The sequence below is a fragment of the Nostoc sp. KVJ20 genome (assembly GCF_001712795.1).
GTDB lineage: Bacteria > Cyanobacteriota > Cyanobacteriia > Cyanobacteriales > Nostocaceae > Nostoc.
This window is the reverse complement of record NZ_KV757658.1, coordinates 21,859-43,498: the sequence shown is the minus strand read 5'-3', so window position 1 is coordinate 43,498 and position 21,640 is coordinate 21,859. Positions and strand designations below refer to the sequence as shown.

Here is a 21,640-nt window from a genome sequence, read left to right as displayed (position 1 = left end):
AACCCAATCAGTAACCGTCAACTTCGACGACGGCCTTAGTAAACTCCCGAGGTGCTTCTTGAGGCAGGTTGTGACCGACACCGCCCTTGACGATCCGGTGTGCGTATTTGCTCGAGAATTTCCTTGCGTAGGTACTGGCATCTGGGTGCGGCGCACCGTTAGCATCACCTTCAAGAGTGATGGTGGGTACGGCGATCGCAGGGGCGGCGGCGAGCCGCTTCTCAATCTCGTCATACTTCGACTCGCCTTCAGCCAGACCGAGCCGCCAACGGTAGTTGTGGATGACGATTTGGACATGATCTGGGTTGTTGAAGGCAGCCGCGCTGCGATCAAATGTTGCGTCATCGAAGTGCCATTGCGGCGAAGCAAGCTTCCAGATGAGCTTGTTGAAATCGTGCCGATATTTTTCGTAGCCGAGCTTGCCGCGTTCCGTCGCGAAATAAAATTGATACCACCATTCGAGTTCGGCCTGCGGCGGCAGAGGTGTCTTGTTGGCTTCAGAGTTGCCAATCAAATAACCGCTTACGGAGACGAGCGCCTTGCAGCGGTCTGGCCAGAGTGCTGCGATGATGTTGGCTGTTCGCGCTCCCCAATCATAACCAGCGAGGATCACCCTCTCGATCTTGAGAGCATCCATCAAAGCGATGATATCAACAGCGATCGCCGACTGCTGGCCATTCCGGAACGTCTCGCTCGAAAGAAAGCGCGTCATACCATAGCCGCGTAGATACGGGACGATCGCCCTGTACCCCGCCGACGCCAACAAAGGGGCGACATCGACATAGCTGTGAATATCGTAGGGCCATCCGTGCAGGAGGATTACCGGACGACCATTCGCGGGACCAACCTCAGCATATCCGATATTTAGAACACCAGCATCGATCTGCCTCAGTGAGCCGAACGACGTGTTTGTCCCCGACTTCATCATGGATAAAATTGCTGGTTTTGTTTTGCTCGGTTCTGCGATCGCAGAACCGAATCTGCCTAGCTGTGTAGTAGCAATAGTCATAGCCGCAGTGCCCAAAAAGCGGCGGCGTTGATAGTTAATTTTCTCGGACATTTATCTTTTTCCAATTGGATTTAACTCAACTTGCTTTAATTGAATCGACTATCTGTTTATTTGAGTTGTAAAGAAGCAGTTACGGCAAGAAATTCTTGTATCATTTTTTCGATCAGCTCACCTGCCGGGAGAGCTTCGGCTAATGCTGCTCCCTGTCCTGCCCACATACTGACAAAATCTGGACTTGATTGTTGAGCAGAAGCCTGACGCAAAACCCGCCCTATAGACATCTGAGCCGGGAATGGCAGCACTTTATCTCTGTTATTTTCCATTTCACGTATAAATCGATTTCGGATTGCTCTGGCGGGTTTGCCGGAAAATACTTCAGTAATAACCGTGTCTTCGTCCTTACAATTGAGTACAGCCTGCCTATAGACTTCTGGGATATTGTTCTCAGGGCAGGCGAGAAAGGCGGTTCCCATCTGTACCCCGCTTGCCCCAAGTGCAAACGCAGCAACGATTCCACGCGCATTCATAATTCCGCCCGCCGCAACGACCGGAACCGATACCGCGTCAGCTATTTGCGGCACCAACGCTGCTGTTCCAATCAATCCGTGTTCATAAGGTACCGCAAAGGTTCCGCGATGACCTCCGGCTTCAAAGCCCTGGGCTATGATGACATCGACTCCTGCAACGACTAGAGCTTTTGCTTCACGAACGGTCGTCGCGGTTGCTAATACAATTGAGCCTATAGCGTGTATCTCCCGAATTGCCTCAATTGGCGCAGGTCCAAAGTGGAAACTAAAAACAGGTACTTTCTCCTCAAGCAGGACAGTAAATTGATCTACAAACGGTCCTAGTATCGGTATTGGTTCCGGTACAGGCCCAGCGTCAAGTTCGTTGTGCCATTTTGTCAATAGCTCAGACATCGGTGTTTGCTGCTCAGGTGTAAGTTGATACGCTTCAACTGCTGGGGCAAACAAATTAACTCCAAAGGGTTGGTCTGTCATCTCTCGAATTTGCCTGATAACGGAGCGAAGTTTGGCTGGTGGTGTGGCCGCACCCCCATACGAGCCAAGACCTCCTGCATTAGAAACAGCTGCAACCAACTCAGGTGTGGAAGCGCCAGCCATCGGAGCCTGAATTATTGGATGCGCGATTTTGAGCAAATCTATCAGTTCTGTTTTAGGCCACATAAGTATTTCCCACGCTTGCTAATAGAAGCAAGATATATGTCTTTAAGCGATCGTCTGTCCGCATTACTCAGTTGTAATAATGGGGAGGAGTTTGCAGTCCAGATGCTACAGGTTCGAGTTCCGTAGCTTGCCCCTTGAAGTCAAAAGATTTATGCACTACGGAAAATCGCTCCACCGTTTAAACCCACATTCTGCATAGGCTGCCTTGACTGGATTATTTAACTACAAGCGGACTGCCCCTCAAGCCGTGGGTTCACTTCGCGTGAATTCAGCAGCGTGCAATTTCACGAAGTCATACATGCTCGTCGACATCTTGCCAGTGAGCTTGAACAGGTCATCCGTCATGCGGTCATACCGCCCCTGCGCGTGAAGTTCGGCCATCACCGCAAGGTGGTTGACGAGGTGCGTTGGCACCCCAAACTCACGAAGCGTATCAGTCCAACTAGAGAGCGGCACATTATGATAGCGGATAGTTCGGCCGAGTGCCTCGGAAAAGACGCGCGCGTAGTAGTCCAGATCGGCCGACTCAAATCCGGTTAAATTGTAAACATGACCAATGTGCGGGGTAGGGTCGTTGAGGATCGTGGAAACGGCACGCGCCACATCAACAGCCGAGATCGGCGAGGTCTTGCTGTTACCCAGGGGCAGGGCCAGTTCGTCGCTGTCCCGGACGCCAGCAGCGGCGAGACGCAGAAAGAAGCCCTCGATGAAAACCGTGGGCCGCACCGTGACGACCGACAGCCCCGACCACGCCAATGCCTGTTCCGCAAGCCAGTGCAGCTTGTGCTGTGGGCTTGGGGTGGTCTCGGTGATACTCATCTGCGTCACTGTCATCTGCGACATGTTCACGAAGGCCTCGACGCCGTGGTGGCGTGCTACCGCGGCGGTGTTGACCGTGGCTTCGAGATAAGCTGCTGAGACCGACATTCCGAAATAGATGCGCCTGCAACCTTCGATCGCACGGTGCATCGAGGCAAGATCAGTTAGATCGCCTTGCACAACCTCGGCTCCAAGCTGGCGCAGTCCCTCAGCGCGTTCATCCTCCCGCCGAACTAAGGCACGCACTTTATGCCCTTTGGCGAGCAGCATTGCGGTGAGGTTGCGGCCGATCGCACCGAGATCGCCAGCCGCTCCGGTTACGAGGATTGGGCTGTCATGTGTGGATTTCATCGTCATATCATTTACCTTCTTGTCGCTCGTTGCGAAAACGTATCTGTTTGCGCGATCAACCGAACGTGAACGCGAAAGCCTCCACTCCGGAATCCAGAAACTCGATCTCGAACTGTCGATCGGTGATGGACTTCGGCTGTCGGACCAGTTGGTATAACCGCTGTTCAGTAGCCGTGCCTTCGCCTCGCACATCGATGTCAAGTCCGCGAACCGCGGCTGCCGGCTGCCCATCTACAAGTACGCGAAACCGCACGGACATTCCTCGCTCGACTGGTCCCATGACAAGATGAAGGTCGCGCGCGTGGAAGCGGTACGCGATCCGCCCGCCGGACTTGTTCAGTACAATGGCTTGTTTTCCGATTGTCCAATCGCCTGAAAGTGCCCATTGATTAAGTTTTAATTGCGCGGAGGCAGTATATAAATGACGCTTGTTTAACACCGCGCCGCCGGGAGATGCAAAATTTTCCGTTCTTTCGTAGCCGAGGTAGTTTTCAGGCGATTTCAGGCTGCCCCAATCGGCGGCGACTTCAAAACCGCGAGCGTCGACTTCGACCATTTTCGGACTGACATGGCCAGTTCGGGACTCAGACAGTAGCTGTTGAATGACCCTTTCCGATTGCTCGTACTCGCCCTCGCCGAATTGGTGATGGCGAATGCGTCCTTGCGTGTCTATAAAATAAAGGGCTGGCCAATAACGGTTCTCGAAAGCACGCCACACCGCATAATCATTATCTACGGCGATCGCATAGTCAATTTTCATTTCTGTTGAGGCTCGGCGGACATTATCGATATTCTTCTCGAATTCAAACTCCGGTGTATGTATACCAATTACTACTAGTCCCTGATCCTTATACTTCTTTGCCCACGCGCGAACATAAGGGAGTTGGCGCAGCCAATTGATGCAGGTATAAGTCCAGAAGTTGATCAGCACGACTTTTCCACGCAGATCGTCAACTGTTAATGGCTGCGAATTAAGCCACGCGATCGCGTCGACAAAAGAAGGCAGTTCACCTTCAATCGGTAACTCAGCTGTTGCTGAGGTAGCGTACTGTGTGGTGCAGCCGATCATGCCAAGCTGGGTGGCAGCAATAGTTTTAAGCATGGTTGTTAAAAAGTAGCGGCGATTATGATTGATTTTTTTAGACACGCACTGACCTCCCTGTCGTTGCGTTCGGATAGATCCAGTGGAATTAGAGAACCTCGACAGTTCTCTCCTCGACGACCACGTGCGAGCCATTACCATTGGGGTGTGGGGTGCGCTCATGGACGGGCGATGTGGGTGTCCGATCAATCAACAAGCTGAGTAGTTCGGGGCGGTTGTAATGACCGCGCGCGTCCATCAGCCGCTTGCGGGCATCGATCTGGGCAAAGTCAAGATCAGCAATCACTTCACCTTCACCCGCTTTGAGCGGCTCGCCAATGATCTGTCCTTGTGGATTCACTATGGCGGTGAAGCAACCGCCAGAAATCGGCTCGATCGCGCAACCCGTGTCTTTCATGATCTGAGCCTGCTGATCGGCATCTAGCCACGCGGTTGCACAAACGACAAGGCAGGCGGATTCAAGGGCGTGCTGGCGGACGTTAATTTCCGCTTGCTCCGCGAACAGCTGACCGGCGAATGATCCGGGATACATCGCCGAGTGGATTTGCTCACCATCGGCGATCATTGCATACCGTGCCAAAGGATTGTTATGCTCCCAGCAGGCAAGTTGTCCAATGCGCCCAACGGTACTATCGATGGCGCGCAGGCCCGATCCATCACCCTGACCCCAGAGTATCCGCTCGTTATAAGTCGGCGTAATCTTGCGGCGGCGCTGGATCAGCGTCCCGTCTGCGTCGAAGAGAAGCTGCGTATTGTAGATTGAGCCGCCGTCGCGCTCATTGACGCCGATTGAAACGACCATGTTTGCTTCCTTCGCGGCTTCGGCGATCGCCTGGGTTTCAGCAGACGGCACCGTAACCGACTCTTCAAGCAACCGCAGATGTTCCTTTGCCAACGCAAACGGGGCTAGCACATAGGAGAAGTAGGGGTAATAGGGAATGATGGTTTCGGGGAAGGTTGCGAACTGAACGCCCTGTTTGCCCAGTTCACGGATTTTCTTCACGACCTTCTCGACAGTACCCTCTCGGCTGTACAGCACGGGACTAATCTGCACGGCAGCGGCTTTAATGATAGTCTTTTTCATAATTTTGTAACTTACTGTCCACGCGAGGTGATAAAACGATCTCCGGTAACGGCCGATCTCCAAATCTGATACGGGGCGAAGGAACGCTGCTGACACATTTACGTAGGTTCCAAGGTGAGTCCGCGGACGGGGGGCGAGAGCTAGAATCGTCCGCTTCCTCGGACTCAGCACAGAAACCTAAACGCCGCCCTGAGTTTTTGGGCAAGAATCGTTGGCTTTGTAGACCTCTACCGCTACCTAGTGGCCGACATACTCGACGGGTGTGGCAACTCTGACCGCATCATCTGGAAAAAACAGGAAAAACCTCTTCCATGTAACGATCAGCAGCGGCGGCAGCCTCTTCTGAACTGCTGCCATTCTGACGTGCGCTCAGGTAAGGTGCGTACCAGTTCCACCAGTGATGCTCGGCGTGAGTTTTCTCGTAGCGATCGTGCTGTTCTGCTGTCTCACGGAGAAGGTTTGCAATGGTTGCAACGTCCAGGTCTTGTGCCTGCGTCAATTTCCACTCGCGGACGGGAAGTCGCTCCTTAATCTCCTGGAGCAGCCAGCCGTTTCCGTCCGGATCTTCAAACGAGGCAAACGAGAAGTAGGAACGGCCTTGCGGGTCCCGTCCTCCAACGCGCGGGTTCTCCACGGCGTTATTGAAGGGGCCGCCGGCGTAGTGGAAGACTTCGCTCACATTGACACCGCGAGCGATCAAGTCTTCGCGGGCGATGTCGAGGTCGTCCACGGCGAGAACCAGGCTGTGCGCCGAGCCAGAATTGTCCGGAGTGACTCCCTTGCCGAAGATGATCGAGGCTTCCGAGTTGGGGGGCGTCATCTGCACGCCGCGGAAGTCGCCCTCCGCGATGTCGATGTCGAGCCGCCAGCCGAGATTTTCGTAGAATGCCTTCGCGCGGTCAACGTCGGAAACGCCGAATAGCACAACTTCGAGTTTCATGTTTGGACTGTTTACGTTATTGCTACTCATCTTGTTCTCCTTTAGGTTGGTAAGTTTGATGTTCAGATTGGTTACTTTTCATTCTTCTGCGATCGCTTCCAGCGGGCGCTTTGCGCCATCGCCTTTGGCGGGTCGGGCGCTCCAGCCCAAACTAAGTTTGGGCTGCCTCCAATCTTCGATTGGAGGGACTCACTTCGTGAGTCGAGCGCAATCCGACCATCGCCCAATTTAGACCACTCAAGTTCTTTGAGTTAACACGCGGCTTAAATGTGCGTCCGCCAATGAAAAGTGCGGTGGTTTTATTGCACGCCTGAGTCTGTTTTTACGGTAGATTGCAGCTGGTGTTCGAGATGTAGAATTTCCGCTGCCCGCTCCCCGATAATCACGCAGGGAGCCATCGTGTTACCGGTCGTTACTCGCGGCATAATCGATCCATCAGCAATCCGGAGATTGTCAATTCCATACACTCTCAGGTTGCTATCCACCACCGACATAGAATCTCGACCCATCTTTGCGGTGCAGGTTTCATGCCAGAAACTCGTCGCAGCATCCCGAATAAAGCGTTCGAGTTCAGCCCCTTTCAAATTACCTGGCATCACTTCGCGCTTGACGAACAGACGAAGGGGAGCAGAGTTACCAACTTCGCGGCAAAGTTCTACGCAAGCGATCGCGGTTTTGAGATCATCCGGGTCAGACAGAGTGTTTCCGTCAATCAGAATCGGGTCGGATGGATTGGCTCCCGTCAGGCGCAGACGGCCTCGGCTTTTGGGCTGCGCGATCGCCCCAAATAACGTCCAGCCTGCATCAGGCAGCCCAAACCGGACGGCATTCTCGGCAGTGGATTTTGGCACCTCGGCTTGACAAACAAATAAGTCTGGACTGTCAAGCCCGGGCTGGCTCGTTGAGAAAAAGATTGCCTCGGACAAGTTGTTTCTGGGTGCGAGAGCGTTTTCATATTCCCAGACACAATCGAATGCAACATGGTCTTGAAAATTTTGCCCCACACCGGGAAGGTGCTGCACGACAGGAATTCCAAATCGCTGCAACTCGGCTTCATCGCCGATACCGGATTGCATCAGCACTTTCGGCGTATGGATTGCACCGAGCGACAGTACGACTTCGACTGCCGCACCAATGCGATAGATTGTGTCACGATAAGATATCTCCACGCCAGTGACCCGCTTGCCCTGGAACGTCAGCCGTGTGACCAGTGCATGGCTGAGAACCGTCAGGTTTGGCCGATCCATATAAGGGAAGACATAGGAGCGGAATATCGATTCGCGCTTGCCATTGCGGACTCGCACATCGCTGATAGAAGCGCCCTTCGCTGCTTCCATCATGCGTCCGTTCGGATTTTCAAAAGTAGGAATACCCACCACCCGCGCTCCTTCAATCGTTGCGGGTGCGAGCGGGTTTGGCTCCGGCGCAGGCTGGACAAATACTGGCCCTCCCGTTCCGCGATACATTGGGTCTGGCACGCCATGCCAATCTTCCAGGCGGTGATAAATCTTCAAGACGGATTCATAACTCCAGGCTGGATCGTTGGCAACGGATGCGAAGAAATCCCAATCATGCTTGTGTCCGCGTGCCCAAACCATGACGTTAATGCTCGATCCACCGCCAAGTACCTTGCCCATAGAGAACGGAATCGAACGACCGTTCACATGTAGATTCGGCTGGCCCTGGAAGCTCCAGTCGCGATCGCTTCCAAGGTTCATCGGCCATTGATTCGCTTCTATAACACTTGGCAGATCATCGGTGCCTCCCGCTTCCAGCAGCAGAACGCTGACATCTGGATTCTCAGCCAGTCTGCGGGCAACCACCGAGCCAGAAGATCCAGATCCGCAAACAATAAAATCGTACTGGTGCCTTAGCTGGGAGGTGAGCTGGCGCTGGTTGCTGCGGACACGTTCGGCGAAAATATCGTGGCTATCAGTCTCATGTTCATTCTCAAAGGACTTGTTCTCAAAATTCGTCTTCATCGCGCCTACCTCGCTTTCAAAATCGAATGTAACGGTAAGGAGTCTGCATTGAATGGCACTAAGTTAAGATACAGCCCTTGCTCTAACTGGTTCCTAGCTTGTAGGCTAGCTACCCATTCTGGGAGAGCTGCTGCTTCCTCCTTCTTGACCAGAGGCAAAGCTTAAGAGAATACATTCCCAGTCTTAAGACTGAGAACGAGATGACACAAGCCTTTCGGCTTATCTTAGTGCCATTCGAGTCTGCATTGCCGGATGGTATAGGTTCGAGTTCCGTCACTCGCCCCACAGATCACTTCACTGAGGAAAAGGCGGTCGGTACCAGCAACTCGTTACTGATGTTCTGCACAAGTTGACCGTCCTTCTCGGTTTCGGTGCTGATCGCGATCCATTCGGGGTCGGCGAGGAATGCGTTCCAGCGCTCCTGGCGTTCAGCCATGCTGTCCCAGGTAAGCATATAAGTAAGCTGCTGATTGCTCTCGCCAATTAACGTTGTCCAGAATCCGGCTTGGCGGATGCCATGTTTTTCCCAAATCCGTAACGTGTGGTTCTGGAAGCGCAAAAGCAGCGCGGGTAGTCGTCCGGGCATGGCGTGATAAATGCGTAATTCGTAAATCATGCCTGTGTTCCTTAGTCAAAAGGGTGTGCGATCGAGCAATCTTGTTTAGGAGCGTCAAAGCCATTTTTCTGCTTGCAAGGCGGTGTTAGTGACCCGCACTCTGTCCACCATCGACGTGAAGAATTTCGCCCGTCACAAAGTTGGCTGATTCCAGGTAGAGGATTGCATCAACGATGTCGGAGATTTCGCCCATACGACCGATCGGGTGCAGGGCATCGAGCTGTGCATGGGTCTCTGCGGGATGCATTGGCGTTTTGATCGTACCCAGCGCGACGGCGTTCACCCGGATACCACGCTTGGCATACTCGATCGCAAGCGATCTAGTCGCGGCATTCAGTCCGCCCTTCGTCAGCGACGCGAGCACAGATGGTACGCCGGCGATCGGGTTGTCAACCAAGCTCGTCGATATCTGCACGATATGACCGCTACCCTGCTTCTCCATCTCGGCGATCGCGAGTTGCGTCATGTGAAAGAAGCCAGTGACGTTAGTGCCCAGATATACCTCGTAGTCAGCCTCGGTGTATTGGGTAAATGGCTTGGCGATGAATATACCAGCGTTGTTGATGAGCGTGTCGATGCGCCCGAAGCGGGTCACGCCCTCGACGATCGCACGTTCGGCAGTTTTTCGATTGGCGATGTCACCTGACACTGCGAGGATTGCATCATCATCCGATGGCTGAATTGAGCGTGAGATAGCGACCACCCGATAGTTGCGATCGCGGTACGCCTTGACAAGGGCTGCGCCGATGCCCTGCGATGCGCCGGTGATAACAGCGACTTTCTGTTCGATGCCCATAGTAAAACTCCTTTGGAGATAATGTGTGAATGTTGCTCTTCAGCTTATGGTCGAAGCCGTTATTAAGATGTCTAGCCCTGGTGTCTGCCTTTCCTGGTTCACTGCAAGCGATTCTCTCTCATGAGAGGCTACGCCAACGCGATAAGAACTGTAAAACTCGTCGGTTAAACTTTTCTGGATTCTCGATGAACGTAAAATGCCCACCACCTTCATCGGCTTCAAAGATTTCTAACTCAGAGTCAGAAATGCTTTGATTGATCCAGACTTGCGATCGCCACGGAATAATACTTTTTCTTCCAGAAATGACCAAAGTTGGCTTACGAATCCTGACAATTTGATCGCGCCAGTCGGTGTGAGCATGGTTGTACAACAGCGTTGCAGCAATCGCGCGTGGCAAGCGTTGATTGCACTCAACGATCCACTCAAACTGCTCCTCTGACATCGCTGGCGTGACCATTGAAGTCAGAAGGCTTCGAGTCAGTTCCTCAGCGTTGCCATTTTCTAGAGTGTGTACTGCTGCATTGAGTTGTTCGGCAGTAAACACTGCCCCGGACTCTGCGATTTCTTGAGCGTTCCAATGCGATCGCGAAACGACCAACGGAGATTGATCAACCAACACTAATCGATCAATTTCATCTAATCCAAATAGATCAAGGTAGCTCCAGATCAGAGAACATCCCATTGAGTGACCGAATAGGTGTGGCTTTTGGAGTTTCAGAGTACTGATCAATTCATGAATATCTTGAGCCAAGCGAGAGATTCGATACCCGAAAGGTACTTTTTCGGACTCCCCGTGGCCTCGCAAATCGACTGCAATCACCTGATAGTGTTCGGCAAAAACAGGAATTTGATATTTGAATTGTTCTGCCGATTGCGACCAACCGTGAAGCATCACGATGGGTTGTCCGCTACCCGCGCTGATGTAGCTTAATTCGGCACCATCAGATGTTCTGAATGTTTTTCTTTGCATGTTGTCCTTTCCCAGCGCAGTTTGAAAATCATTGACAATCAGTGCGTGCATTACTGGTGATGGCTTCATCTTCCAATTCCTACCCAAGGACTGCACAACCTCCGCTTGTGAACGAACGGCGTTCAGTCGATTTCTGGCGGATTCAAATACATCGGCTGCTCATTGCAAAGGCTTCGCTTGATTTCCCTGGTGAAGTCGTCGGCCAGTACCTCTTCCTTGTTGTCCTCAATGCCAGTCAGAGCGGCCTCGGCAACCTGCCGTGGATTGATCTTCTTCATCTCGAAGCCTTTGGTCATGTCGGTATCCATGAAGCCGACATGCAGACCGAGCACTAATGTCTTCTGGTTCCGCAGATCGATGCGTAAGGCATTGGTAAAGCTCCACGCCGCTGACTTCGAGGCGGAATACGCTGCCAGCATCGGACGCGCATACCAAGTGGCATCCGACAAGACATTGATGACCGCTCCACCCCCATTCTTGGCAAGAATTGGAGCAAATGCCTGACTGACCAGAATCATGCCATAGTAGTTTGTCTCGAAGACATCGCGCGCGATGTCGATCATGGCTGGATCTAGGGTACTGCTGGTGAGCCGAGCAATACCCGCGTTGTTGACCAGCACAGTGGTATCACCGCACTGTGTCACGACCGCAGCTATCGAGGCAGGATCGGTCACATCGAGTTTGACCTGAATGATACCTGGCGTTTTGGCTTCAGTTGGACTACGCACCCCGGCGTAGACCTTTTTAGCACCACGGTCAAGTGCCTCGTGCGCGAATGCCAAGCCTAAGCCGCGACTAGCACCAGAAATAAAGACTACGGAATCTTGAGTTTTCATCTTCAGTTTTGGAGATAATGTGTGAATGTTGCTCTTCAGGCGATGGTCGAAGCCGTTATGCGGTGGTCATGGTCGGTGCTGGTAGCGACTGGTAGCCATGCTTCGATTTCCTGTGCCATTTTCGCGGCATTGTTCTGGTACATCGCGATCGTGTCCTTCCCGACGGGCAAATGCAGTGGCGGGCGTTCTGTATTGGCCAGTTGAAGAATCACCTGGGCAAACTTTTTCGGATCGCCGGGCTGCTGCCCGTGTAGCGCATTGGCTCCGTGACGCATCGGTTCTACCGTTTCCTGGTAATCGGCGATAACGGTTTTAGCGGCAACATAAGATTCAGTGCTCAGGAAGTCGGTCGTAAAAAGACCGGGAGCCACTACCGTGACGTGGATGCCGAGCGGTGCCAGTTCCACCGCTAGCCCTTTCGAGAGACCTTCGACCGCAAACTTAGTGGAACCGTACAATCCCCAACCCGGAACTGCATCATAGCCGAACAGCGACGAGATATTGATGACCCGCCCGGATTTTTGCTGGCGCAGGTACGGCAACACCGCACGAGTCACGTTCAGTAACCCAAACACGTTGGTATCATACTGTTTGCGGACTTCGGCATCCGTGGCTTCTTCAATCGCAGTAACCATGCCAAACCCGGCATTATTGACTAAGACATCAACCCGGCCGAAACGGGCAATGCCCTGCTTGACAGCCTCTTGTACCTGGTGTTCCTGGGTAACATCCATCTGCACAACGTACAGATCCGGGTCGTTGTGCAGGGTAGTGGCGAGTTGTGCGGGCTGAGAGCGAACCGTCGCCACTACTCGATCGCCTGCTACCAGGGCTGCTCTGGCAATTTCTAACCCAAAGCCTCTGGAAGCTCCGGTAATGAACCATACTTTCTGCGTTTTCATGGAGTATCCTCGTTTTCGGTGTTGTCTAATTTATTGCCTTTAGTTCTTTCGGTTAGTGTCTAACTGCTACACTGGTGGCGAGTAATAAAAGGAGTGAAAAACCTGATAAGTTTGACTCCTTTTCACCCTTAAATGATTGATGTCCTGTTATCGTCCGGGAGCGCGCTTCTTCACTTCTTGGAGCAGCCAACCGTTGCCGTCTGGATCGCTGAACGAGGCAAAGGAGGCATAATCGCGACGTTCTGGGTCTGGGCCTGTTATACGTCCCTCGGTTCCGGCATGGTGGAAGACCCCGCCGATGTCGTGGAATACTTCACTCACCTCGACACCCCGATCAACGAGTTCGGCGTGGGCTGCCTCGATGTCGTAAACTATGAGGTACAGACCTTGGACTGAACCCGGTGCGGCTAACGTAACGCCAGTACCAAAGATGATTGAGGCTTCTGATCCAGGGGGCGTTAACTGCACCACCCGGAAGTCCTTATCGGTAACGAAGTCAGCATCCAGCCGCCACCCCAAAGTTTTATAGAAGTCCTTGGCTCGATCGACATCGGAGACGGGCAATACCACAACTTCAAGTTTCATGTTTTGACTGTTTACGCGATCGCTACTCATTTTGTTCTCCTTTTGATTGGTGAGGTTGCTGCCTATCTCGATTAACTTCATTCTTCTGCGATCGCCTTTGGCGGGTCGATCGCAATGCGACCATCGCTCAATTTAGAACATTCAAGTTCTTTGAACTAAAACGCACTTTAATCGTTTGCAGCCCCTTTGACGGACAGGGGCGCTCCGACGATCGAAGTGTCGTACTGATTTCCAAGATCCGTCCAACCTTCGGGTGACGTTTGACCAATTTGAGGAAAGAATTCGTCAATTCCGCCGGGTACGAAGGTGAAAAGCAAGCGAGCCGCTCCCGGACCGAGGTTCACCCATCCATGTACGCTGTTCCGGGGTACAACAACCGATGTTCCGGGTGCGACCTCGAACTCTTCGCCTGCACAGTGAAAGCGAAATCTGCCTTCAAGTACTTCAAATATCTCCTCCCTATCTTCGTGATAGTGGAGTGGCGGCCCTATGAACGGTGGAACTTGCGCTTCGATGATTGTGAAAGCCCCGCCGACATCTCTGCTATGCACGCGGATAGCCATCTGCTCACCGAGCATTGTATTGAACCAATTGAGATCCTCGCCCCGGCCGACAATTGCAACTTTGTTTTTACTGAATTCGGTGCTCATTGTTTTACCTCCAATAATTGTGGGATTGAGGATCAAGGTACGAATGGCACTAAGTTAAGCTGAAGGGTACGCAGCGTAAGCATTGCAGTGTTTCGACTACGCTCAACAACCGAGGCAGGGGGGCAGGGGCGCAGAGGGGAATTTCTAAATATCCGTTCGTATGCTTAAAACTTCTTCTTTCTCCCCTGCTCCTCCGCTCCTCTGCACCCCTGCTGCCTCAACGATTTTCCCTTTTCTTAGTGCCATTCGATCAAGGTACTTCATTACTTGCAGCGATAATGGCTGCCATTAACTGCTCCATATTCCAGCGACCGCGATACCTAATTCCATTAATAAACAAAGCTGGTGCAGTCACTACTCCACTTTGCTGACCACTTGCGATATCTTGATTGATACGGTCAACATGGACTTGTTTGAAGATATCCTGCAAAAATTGGCAGATGTCGAGACCTAGATTATTGGCATACTCAACGAGATAGCCGTTTCCCAATGCCTCTTGATGGGTGAGCAACATCTCGTGCATCTGCCAAAACTGACCCTGCGCTCCTGCTGCTTCCGCTGCTTCTGCTGCCTTTTGTGCTTGAGGATAGATTGAATCTTCGATAAAGTGACGAAACACTACACAAATCGAATTTTTCTCACTCAGCCGGGAATTGAAATCTTGCACAATTGCCTGAATCAACTGATGCATTTCCCGGAACTGAGGACATTGGTAATTCCCATATTCCACGAGTATGACGGGGGCATTGAGCGTCCCCTGATAGCGATCGCGCTGGGAAGGTGGAACAAAAAGTTGATTAAAATTACTATCTTGATTCATCGATACTGTATCAAAAAGGGTTTCTCACAGCATCAAGGGATTGGCATGACTCCTATCTGTGATTCCTCCCGACTCCGTTTTTTGTATGTCTTTAGCTTATGAAACTAATTTAGCTTTGTCGCCAACTCAGAGTTGAGTAATTGAAGCGATGAAACAACAGTTGCTTACTATCTCTAAAACTAACCCTCAACCGAACTTAAGTTCAGTTTTGCTTGTTTCACAACTTGGCGAGTCCCCGCTTCAGTGCGGTAATCACCGCTTGAGTGCGATCGCTCACGCCTAATTTGCTCAAAATTCGGTTGATGTGAAATTTGACAGTACTTTCAGTAATATTCAAAGCCGCAGCAATATCTTGATTACTCAAGCCACGCGCCATCTGGCAAACAACTTCTTGTTCTCGATCGCTCAACTCTGGAATGTTCATCCGTTGCACCAGTTTGGCAGCGACTTCGGAAGGGATATATTGTTGTCCTCTGTGAACAATATGAATCGCATTCAGGAGTGCCTCCGGTTCCGCGTCCTTCAGCAGATAGCCCTTGGCTCCGGCGCGTAATGCTCGATAAATATCTTCGTCCCCGTCATAAGTGGTCAGTACAATCATCCGGGCATGAGCGAATTCAGCACAGATGGCGACGATGGCATCAACGCCGCCGATCTGCGGCATCCGTAAGTCGATTAAGGTGACATCAGGTTGCAGTTGCCGATATTGAGCGATCGCTTCCTGCCCATTGCCCGCTTGACCCACCACCGTCATATCTGGCTCATTCTCAATCATCGCGGCTAGTCCTTGCCGGACGATTGAGTGATCGTCAACAATCAAAACGCGGATTACTGTAGACTGACTCACGCTGATGCCTCCCGATGTACGGATACGATCGTTTCTGTTCCCTGCCCCAGTCGGCTCTTAATCGAGAGTTGTGCCTTAATGCGTTCCGCTCGTTCGGTAATCCCCAGTAAGCCAAACCCCCGATTTAGGATTGTATGGTTGGCTTCAAATCCTTGTCCATTGTCTTTAATTCGTAAGAAGAATTGCGTTGGTTCATAAATTAATTCAATCCGAATTTCCTTTGCATTCGCATACCTAATTGAATTGGTAAATGCTTCCTGTGCAATTCTTAGAAGATTATTCTCTGTTTCCGGGGGTAACGTATAGGGCGTGCCAATAATATCACAAATCAAGCTGGTTTCGGTTGAAGATTGCATGGTAGCTACAAACCGTTGCAGTGCCGTCCACAGATCGCCATCTTCTAGGGATTGGGGACGCAATGCTGCAACGGAGCGTCGAGCTTCTGTCAGCCCGGTGCGGGCCAGGTCTCGCACGATATTAATATGTGTTTGAATTGCTTGGGGGTTGCTGGTCACTAATCGAGAAACGGTTCCCATGTGAACCAGAATCCCGGTAAAGGCTTGCGCGAGAGTGTCATGAATTTCGCGTGCCATGCGGTTGCGTTCCTCTAAAATTGAGGCTTCTTCGGCACGTTTGCGATCGCCAATGTCTGTGATTAGCCCATAGTATCCTTTCACTTGAGCATTGTCATCGAAATCTGGGATGAAGGAATTACTGACATATTTCTTGCCATACACACAGGGCATTTCTACCTCATAGGTTGTGATTTGACCTGCCAGCGCTTGATTGATGTATGGTTGTGCAACTTGATAAGATGCTTCACCCAAGTTTTCGCGAATATGCTTGCCCAAAATTTCACCTCGACTACGGTGAAACCATTCCTCATAAGTGCGGTTGACAAACCGATAACGCTGCTGGGCATCTACGTAGATGATACAAACAGGTAGAGCGTCCGTGATCAGTCGTAATTGCTGTTCTCGCTCGCGCAGTTCTGCTTGGCTTTGCTGTAAAGCTGCCGTTCTTTGAGCGACCTGTTGCTCTAAGGTGCGGTTGTAATTGGCTAAGAAGTGTTCTGCTTGCTTCCGCTCTGTGATGTCTTGAAAGGTGGCGATCGCATACGCCACCTTTCCCTGTTCGTCAAAAACTGGCGTTCCCCAAATCTCAACTGGAATAATGGTGTCGCCTCGGTGAATTTCTAAATCATCTGTCCTCGTGCGTTCACCTTTCAACGCCCGGTATAAATTCAGTTTTTCAGTAGGATATTTTTGATTCGTTCCGGCTATATAGGCTTGATACGTCTCTGCAAGTTGATCCATTGTTATGGAAGAAACAACCCCTTTACCTGTTAACTGAGTTGCTTGTTGATTGAAGTAGTAAGGGCGACCAGCCGCATCCACAACTGCAACTCCTAATGGAATCGCTTCTAAAAATTGAGTCATTCGACTTTTGCTTGCACGTTGCTCTGAGTAGAGTTTGGCATTTTCGATCGCGATCGCTGCCTGAGTAGATAGTAGATTTAGAAGTTGCGATCGCTCCGGTGTAAATGCCCCAGTTGCTAATTGATTTTCCAGGTACAACACGCCAACAAGTTTACTTTGATTCAATAGTGGCAAACAAAGAAGTGATTTCGTTTGGTTCTGCTGAATATATGGCTCATTGATGAAATTACTTTCACAAGTTGCATCATTTAAGATCACAGATTCATGAGTCCGAATCACATAATGAATGATGGATTCGGGTAAGCGATTTATTATTGAAATCGATTGAAGTATTTGTGTATTACAAAAATTCGCCCCATCAGCCAGTTCACAAGCAGCCTCGATCGCCCATTCTCCCGCGTTTTCCAAAATCAAGCATCCAGTTTGTGCCCCAGCATTCTCAATTAATATCTGCATCAAAGAATTGAGTAACTGATCCAGTTCAATTTCGCGAGAGATGGCTTGGGATGCTCTGATTACTGTTGCTAAATCGAAAGCAATATGTGAGGTGTTAGAAGTAGTTCCAGCAGTGGTGTGAACTGGTGTGGGAGCCACATTCAGCGACTGAGGAAAAAACTGTGGATAGCGAGTCTCTAAATCTTTGGCTTTTGCGGTTGCTCCCCACCGCTCATAGCAGTAATGGGCTTCCTTCATATAGAGTTGAGCAAACCTTTCTCGACCACGAGCCAAGTAATGTTTGGCAGCTAACTCATAGCCTAAGGCTTCTTCTTGAAGGTACTCGTTTTCTTTAGCACCAAGAATTGCTTGTTCGTAAAACTCCTCTGCCTCAAAAAACTGACCCAAAACTCGTGCTTTCTCTGCCTCAACTAACTGAAATTTATGCAAAAAGTTCATGGGGGCATGGTATGCCCATTTCTGCATCTTCTCCTGGTTGGCGTTAATGCGATTCAACCAAGCTGCTTTTTCAGAGTTTGAAGCATCTACCAACAAGCTCAAAAATATGAGGGAGTCATAGAAATGAAATGGAGGTACAGAGACTAATGCTGTGGCTGCGCTTAAATATTGTTCTGACAAAGTAGCCGTTTTTGCAGCTTGCTCATAATCTCCGAACAGATAGCATAAAATCAGCTTATTTAAGTAAAAGTAGTGAAGGCTAGTTCCATCCTTGACAGCGATCGCCTGTGCTAGTGCTTGCTCTTCATCATAAATACAACCCACTAAGCGACTTGGATTTTCAGATTGACCTCGCAGGTTCAGGATCGTTTGCTGCAACATTGCTAGCCAAGTGGAAACAGTCTCTCGTCTAATTTGGTTAGTGGCTTTACGATAAATCGCTGTTTGTTGTTCCAGTTCTGTCAGTTCTTGTCCTGCAAAAAAGGGGCAATAACATAGGCTAAATGCACAATAACCTGCAAATTCAAACTCTCCACTTTCTATCCCGCTTTGATAAGCATCCGCTAAAGCGGGGAACGTGTCTTTAAGGTGAGCTTTCCAGTGAATTATGTGAAAATTCACCATCAGCAATGCTTTGCAGTTACCTCTCTTGTTATTTAATCTTTTCGCTAAATTTAAGGATAGTTTGCCAAATCGATAGCCCAGTTCAAGGTCTTGTACAACTCCACATAGCATCATGCCATAGGCAGCATAACCGAGAAGCGACCAGATAGCGTTTCCATGAGCGATCGATAAATTCACCATCTTGCACACAATCAGCACCATCAGAAGGGGTGACACATTAAAAGCCGCTCCCACTGTGCTGACTAAAATGTAGATTGCTGCCAGTGGCACAGTTTCAGTCATCTCTGGCAGATCAATCAAATTTTCGATTTCTTGCCCAACGAGTTGTGAAGCCGTTTCCTCTAATCCTGCTTGAACGTCTAACTGACTTGGAGCTTCCACTAAACTAATTCCCAAGAGTTGCAGCACTTCCAAGCCAGTTTTAAGGGCTTCTTTAGGGTCTCCCCGCGACAGCCATGCTTGAATCCTGCTATCGTAAGCTTTCACTGTGTCTAGCACTGTCTTTGCACGGTTGAGCACTTCTTTTACAAGCCGCTCCATTTCGTCAAAGTGACCACTGAGGTATGCTGCCTCTGCTGCCTCGGAATGCAACGCCAAAGTTAGGTCATACTCGCGCTGCCAACTTTCCCCATCAAGGAGTTTAAGTCCTGTATTGAAATACTTGAAAGCGGCTTCATAAGCGGTCGCTGCCAACGCTTTCTGACCTGCTTGCAAATTCAGTTTGGCAATCTCATTCCGTTCAAATTGCTCACTGATTAACTCGGTTCCATAATTCAGTTGGTCAACAATTTCAAACAACCGTTCTGCTCGTTGCTCCGGCGAAGTCTTTTCGAGTAAATTGCGACCGATTTGCAGATGTACCCCAAGTTTTTGCGACTCATCGATTAAGGCGTATGCCGCTTGCTGTACGCGATCATGTAAAAACTTATATTCTTGAACTAATAGGTTTTCGTCTAATTCAGATATAGGTTGAATTAATCCGGCTTGAATGGCTACTAGTAAATCTAGAGAAATTGCTTTAGGAGATTGTTCGCAAACGATCGCTAACGTATTTAAATTAAATTTAGCACCGATACAAGCTGCTAACTGGAGAATTTGCTGTGTGTTTTCTGGTAATTTATTTAACTGGCTCAGTAGCAACTCCACCACATTATCGGTAATATCCTGGGCTTGAATATCAGCAATGTTCCATTGCCAGCATAAGTGTTCAGCATCAAAGGTCAGCAGATTTTCGCTATGCAGCATTCTCAAAAATTCACCGACAAAGAAAGGATTGCCCTCGGTTTTACGCAGTACTAACCCAGCTAACGAACAAACGGTGTCTGCATTCTGATGTAGCGTCTCGGCAATCAACTGACTCAGTGGCAAGAGCGTTAATGGTGTTAGAATAATTTCCTGAAGCACTACCCCTTGTTTTCGCAGCCTTTCTAGCGTTAACATCAACGGATGAGTTGGATTTACCTCATTATCTCGATAGGCTCCAATTAAAAATAGGAATTGGGTTTGTTCATCAAGCAACATCAGCTCGATTAACTTCAGCGTTGCTGAGTCTATCCATTGCAAATCATCTAAAAAGATCACAAGCGGGTGTGACTTTGAACAAAACACCCGCACAAACTTTTGAAAAACTAGATTGAAGCGATTTTGAGCTTCAGTTGCTCCAACTTCTGATACAGGCGGCTGCTTGCCGATAATTAATTCAACTTCTGGGATGATATCAATGATAATTTGTCCGTTGGTTCCCAAAGCCGTTAGCAAGCGCGATCGCCATTGTTGCACTTGCTCGTCTGGTTCACTTAGCAATTGTTGTATCAATTTTTGCAGGGCAGATGCGATCGCGCTGTAGGGAATATTGCGCTGAAATTGATCGAATTTACCAGAGATAAAATAGCCGCGCTTTGCGGTGATTGGTTTATAAAGTTCCTGGACTAATGCTGATTTCCCAATTCCCGCATAGCCAGAAACCAGCATCATTTCAACTTTGAAAGTTTGATTGTCTGTTAGTTTCTGTTCTGAAGTTTGTTGTACAAGGTTTTCTGAAGCAACGCGACTGTCCTTCCCTGCGGGAGGCTGCACCAACGGACACGCTACGCGAACAAAAGCCGCTAGTAACATTGCAACTTCCTGATCCCGTCCATAAAGTTTTTGGGGAATTTGAAACTGATCCCAAACATCTAATAGACCCAGTTGAATGCTATTAATTTGCCCGATTTTTTTTAATTGGTCAGCACAAATTTCTAAATCTGCTTTGATACCCCAAGCACTCTGATAGCGATCCTCCGCATTCTTTGCCATTAGTTTCAAAATGATATCTGAAACTGCTTTGGGAATCGTTGCCTTCAGTTCGTGAGGCGGAACAGGTAATTTGGCAAGATGACAATGGACAAGTTCAAGAATGTCTGTTGTGACAAACGGTAACTGTCCAGTGAGCAGTTCGTAGAACGTTACGCCAAGGGAGTAAAAATCAGTACGATAATCAAGCAAACGGTTCATGCGTCCGGTTTGCTCTGGAGATAAGTATGCAAGAGTGCCTTCTAGAACATGAGGGTTTTTGAAGGTTGGGTTAGTGCGGTTAAATCGAGTAGCAATTCCGAAATCAATAAATTTAACGACCCCAGTATCTAGATTGAAGACAATATTGCTAGGGTTGATATCTTTATGAATGACACCAGCAGCATGAATTCTGCCCAGAATACCTGTGAGTTTAATGGCAAGGGATAGAAAAGCTGATAAGGGCATAGGGCAGAATTCTGAACGCTGCTGTATCCATCTCTCCAGAGACTCTCCACCGAAATCTTCTAAAAGAATAATGAGTGTGCGCTGATATTCCTGCTGACTATATGCCTTGATCGCGCCTTCTAAGTTAAGCGATCGCGTAATTTCATATTCCTGCCTGTAGCGGGTGAGTTCTGATGCCGTAGGATAGTCCTGTTTGAGAACTTTGAGAATGACAGGCGTGCGATCTGACAGCTTGATGCCACGATACACCACAGAATTATTGCTGGAATATATTTGAGCATCAACCGCAACGTCAGGTAGCGCAATCATTCTTATCACCTTGTCAAAGCATAGAAAGAACCGCAAACCCAAATAGAATTAATGCTTATTATTCAAGTTCTACTTTGAGAAGTCAATCTACCTATTATATATGTGCTGGGAACTCCGAATACTTGTAAATCATAGGAGG

Annotated in this window: 18 protein-coding genes; all 18 read right to left on the bottom strand. The window is 49.7% G+C overall.

The window, feature by feature from the left end:
* Positions 1–7 precede the first annotated feature (7 nt).
* A complete protein-coding gene (locus tag A4S05_RS23900) occupies positions 8–928 on the bottom strand; it encodes an alpha/beta fold hydrolase (protein WP_218107975.1) in 921 nt (306 codons plus the stop codon).
* Positions 929–1,116: 188 nt separating this feature from the next.
* Entirely contained in the window at positions 1,117–2,196 is a 1,080-nt protein-coding gene (locus A4S05_RS23895; RefSeq protein WP_069072277.1) for an NAD(P)H-dependent flavin oxidoreductase, read from the bottom strand.
* A gap of 240 nt (positions 2,197–2,436) precedes the next feature.
* On the bottom strand, positions 2,437–3,372 hold the full coding sequence (locus A4S05_RS23890; RefSeq protein WP_069072276.1) for an SDR family NAD(P)-dependent oxidoreductase: 936 nt from the start codon (positions 3,370–3,372) through the stop codon (positions 2,437–2,439).
* Between the two features lie 49 nt (positions 3,373–3,421).
* The gene (locus tag A4S05_RS23885) at positions 3,422–4,513 is read right to left on the bottom strand and encodes a thioredoxin family protein (RefSeq protein ID WP_069072275.1); all 1,092 of its coding nucleotides are present in this window, start codon (positions 4,511–4,513) and stop codon (positions 3,422–3,424) included.
* A gap of 43 nt (positions 4,514–4,556) precedes the next feature.
* Positions 4,557–5,552: a nitrilase-related carbon-nitrogen hydrolase gene (locus A4S05_RS23880; protein ID WP_069072274.1), complete on the bottom strand. Its 996-nt coding sequence runs from the start codon at positions 5,550–5,552 to the stop codon at positions 4,557–4,559.
* A gap of 280 nt (positions 5,553–5,832) precedes the next feature.
* Positions 5,833–6,522, bottom strand: a complete 690-nt coding sequence (locus tag A4S05_RS23875; RefSeq protein WP_069072273.1) for a VOC family protein — start codon at positions 6,520–6,522, stop codon at positions 5,833–5,835.
* Between the two features lie 41 nt (positions 6,523–6,563).
* Positions 6,564–6,719 (bottom strand): hypothetical protein, encoded by a 156-nt coding sequence (locus A4S05_RS41930; protein ID WP_176727082.1) that lies wholly within the window; start codon positions 6,717–6,719, stop codon positions 6,564–6,566.
* A 72-nt stretch (positions 6,720–6,791) separates the two neighbouring features.
* A complete protein-coding gene (locus tag A4S05_RS23870) occupies positions 6,792–8,474 on the bottom strand; it encodes a GMC family oxidoreductase (protein ID WP_084227236.1) in 1,683 nt (560 codons plus the stop codon).
* A 289-nt stretch (positions 8,475–8,763) separates the two neighbouring features.
* Positions 8,764–9,090, bottom strand: coding sequence for an NIPSNAP family protein (locus A4S05_RS23865; protein WP_069072272.1), 327 nt, complete (start codon positions 9,088–9,090; stop codon positions 8,764–8,766).
* An 85-nt stretch (positions 9,091–9,175) separates the two neighbouring features.
* Positions 9,176–9,886: an SDR family NAD(P)-dependent oxidoreductase gene (locus A4S05_RS23860; RefSeq protein WP_069072271.1), complete on the bottom strand. Its 711-nt coding sequence runs from the start codon at positions 9,884–9,886 to the stop codon at positions 9,176–9,178.
* A 118-nt stretch (positions 9,887–10,004) separates the two neighbouring features.
* Positions 10,005–10,925 carry an alpha/beta fold hydrolase gene (locus A4S05_RS23855; protein WP_084227235.1) on the bottom strand — a complete coding sequence of 307 codons (921 nt, stop codon included), beginning with the start codon at positions 10,923–10,925 and terminating at the stop codon, positions 10,005–10,007.
* 53 nt (positions 10,926–10,978) lie between these two features.
* Complete coding sequence (locus tag A4S05_RS23850; RefSeq protein WP_069072270.1) at positions 10,979–11,692, bottom strand: SDR family oxidoreductase; 714 nt, start codon at positions 11,690–11,692, stop codon at positions 10,979–10,981.
* A 35-nt stretch (positions 11,693–11,727) separates the two neighbouring features.
* A complete protein-coding gene (locus A4S05_RS23845) occupies positions 11,728–12,594 on the bottom strand; it encodes an oxidoreductase (protein WP_069072269.1) in 867 nt (288 codons plus the stop codon).
* Between the two features lie 147 nt (positions 12,595–12,741).
* A complete protein-coding gene (locus A4S05_RS23840) occupies positions 12,742–13,209 on the bottom strand; it encodes a VOC family protein (protein WP_069072446.1) in 468 nt (155 codons plus the stop codon).
* 137 nt (positions 13,210–13,346) lie between these two features.
* Positions 13,347–13,829, bottom strand: coding sequence for a cupin domain-containing protein (locus A4S05_RS23835; protein ID WP_069072268.1), 483 nt, complete (start codon positions 13,827–13,829; stop codon positions 13,347–13,349).
* 250 nt (positions 13,830–14,079) lie between these two features.
* A complete protein-coding gene (locus tag A4S05_RS23830) occupies positions 14,080–14,649 on the bottom strand; it encodes a DsbA family protein (protein WP_069072267.1) in 570 nt (189 codons plus the stop codon).
* Between the two features lie 217 nt (positions 14,650–14,866).
* Positions 14,867–15,496: a response regulator gene (locus tag A4S05_RS23825; protein ID WP_069072266.1), complete on the bottom strand. Its 630-nt coding sequence runs from the start codon at positions 15,494–15,496 to the stop codon at positions 14,867–14,869.
* Positions 15,493–21,501 (bottom strand): AAA family ATPase, encoded by a 6,009-nt coding sequence (locus A4S05_RS23820; RefSeq protein ID WP_069072265.1) that lies wholly within the window; start codon positions 21,499–21,501, stop codon positions 15,493–15,495. The genes A4S05_RS23825 and A4S05_RS23820 overlap by 4 nt, the downstream gene beginning before the upstream one ends.
* Positions 21,502–21,640 lie beyond the last annotated feature (139 nt).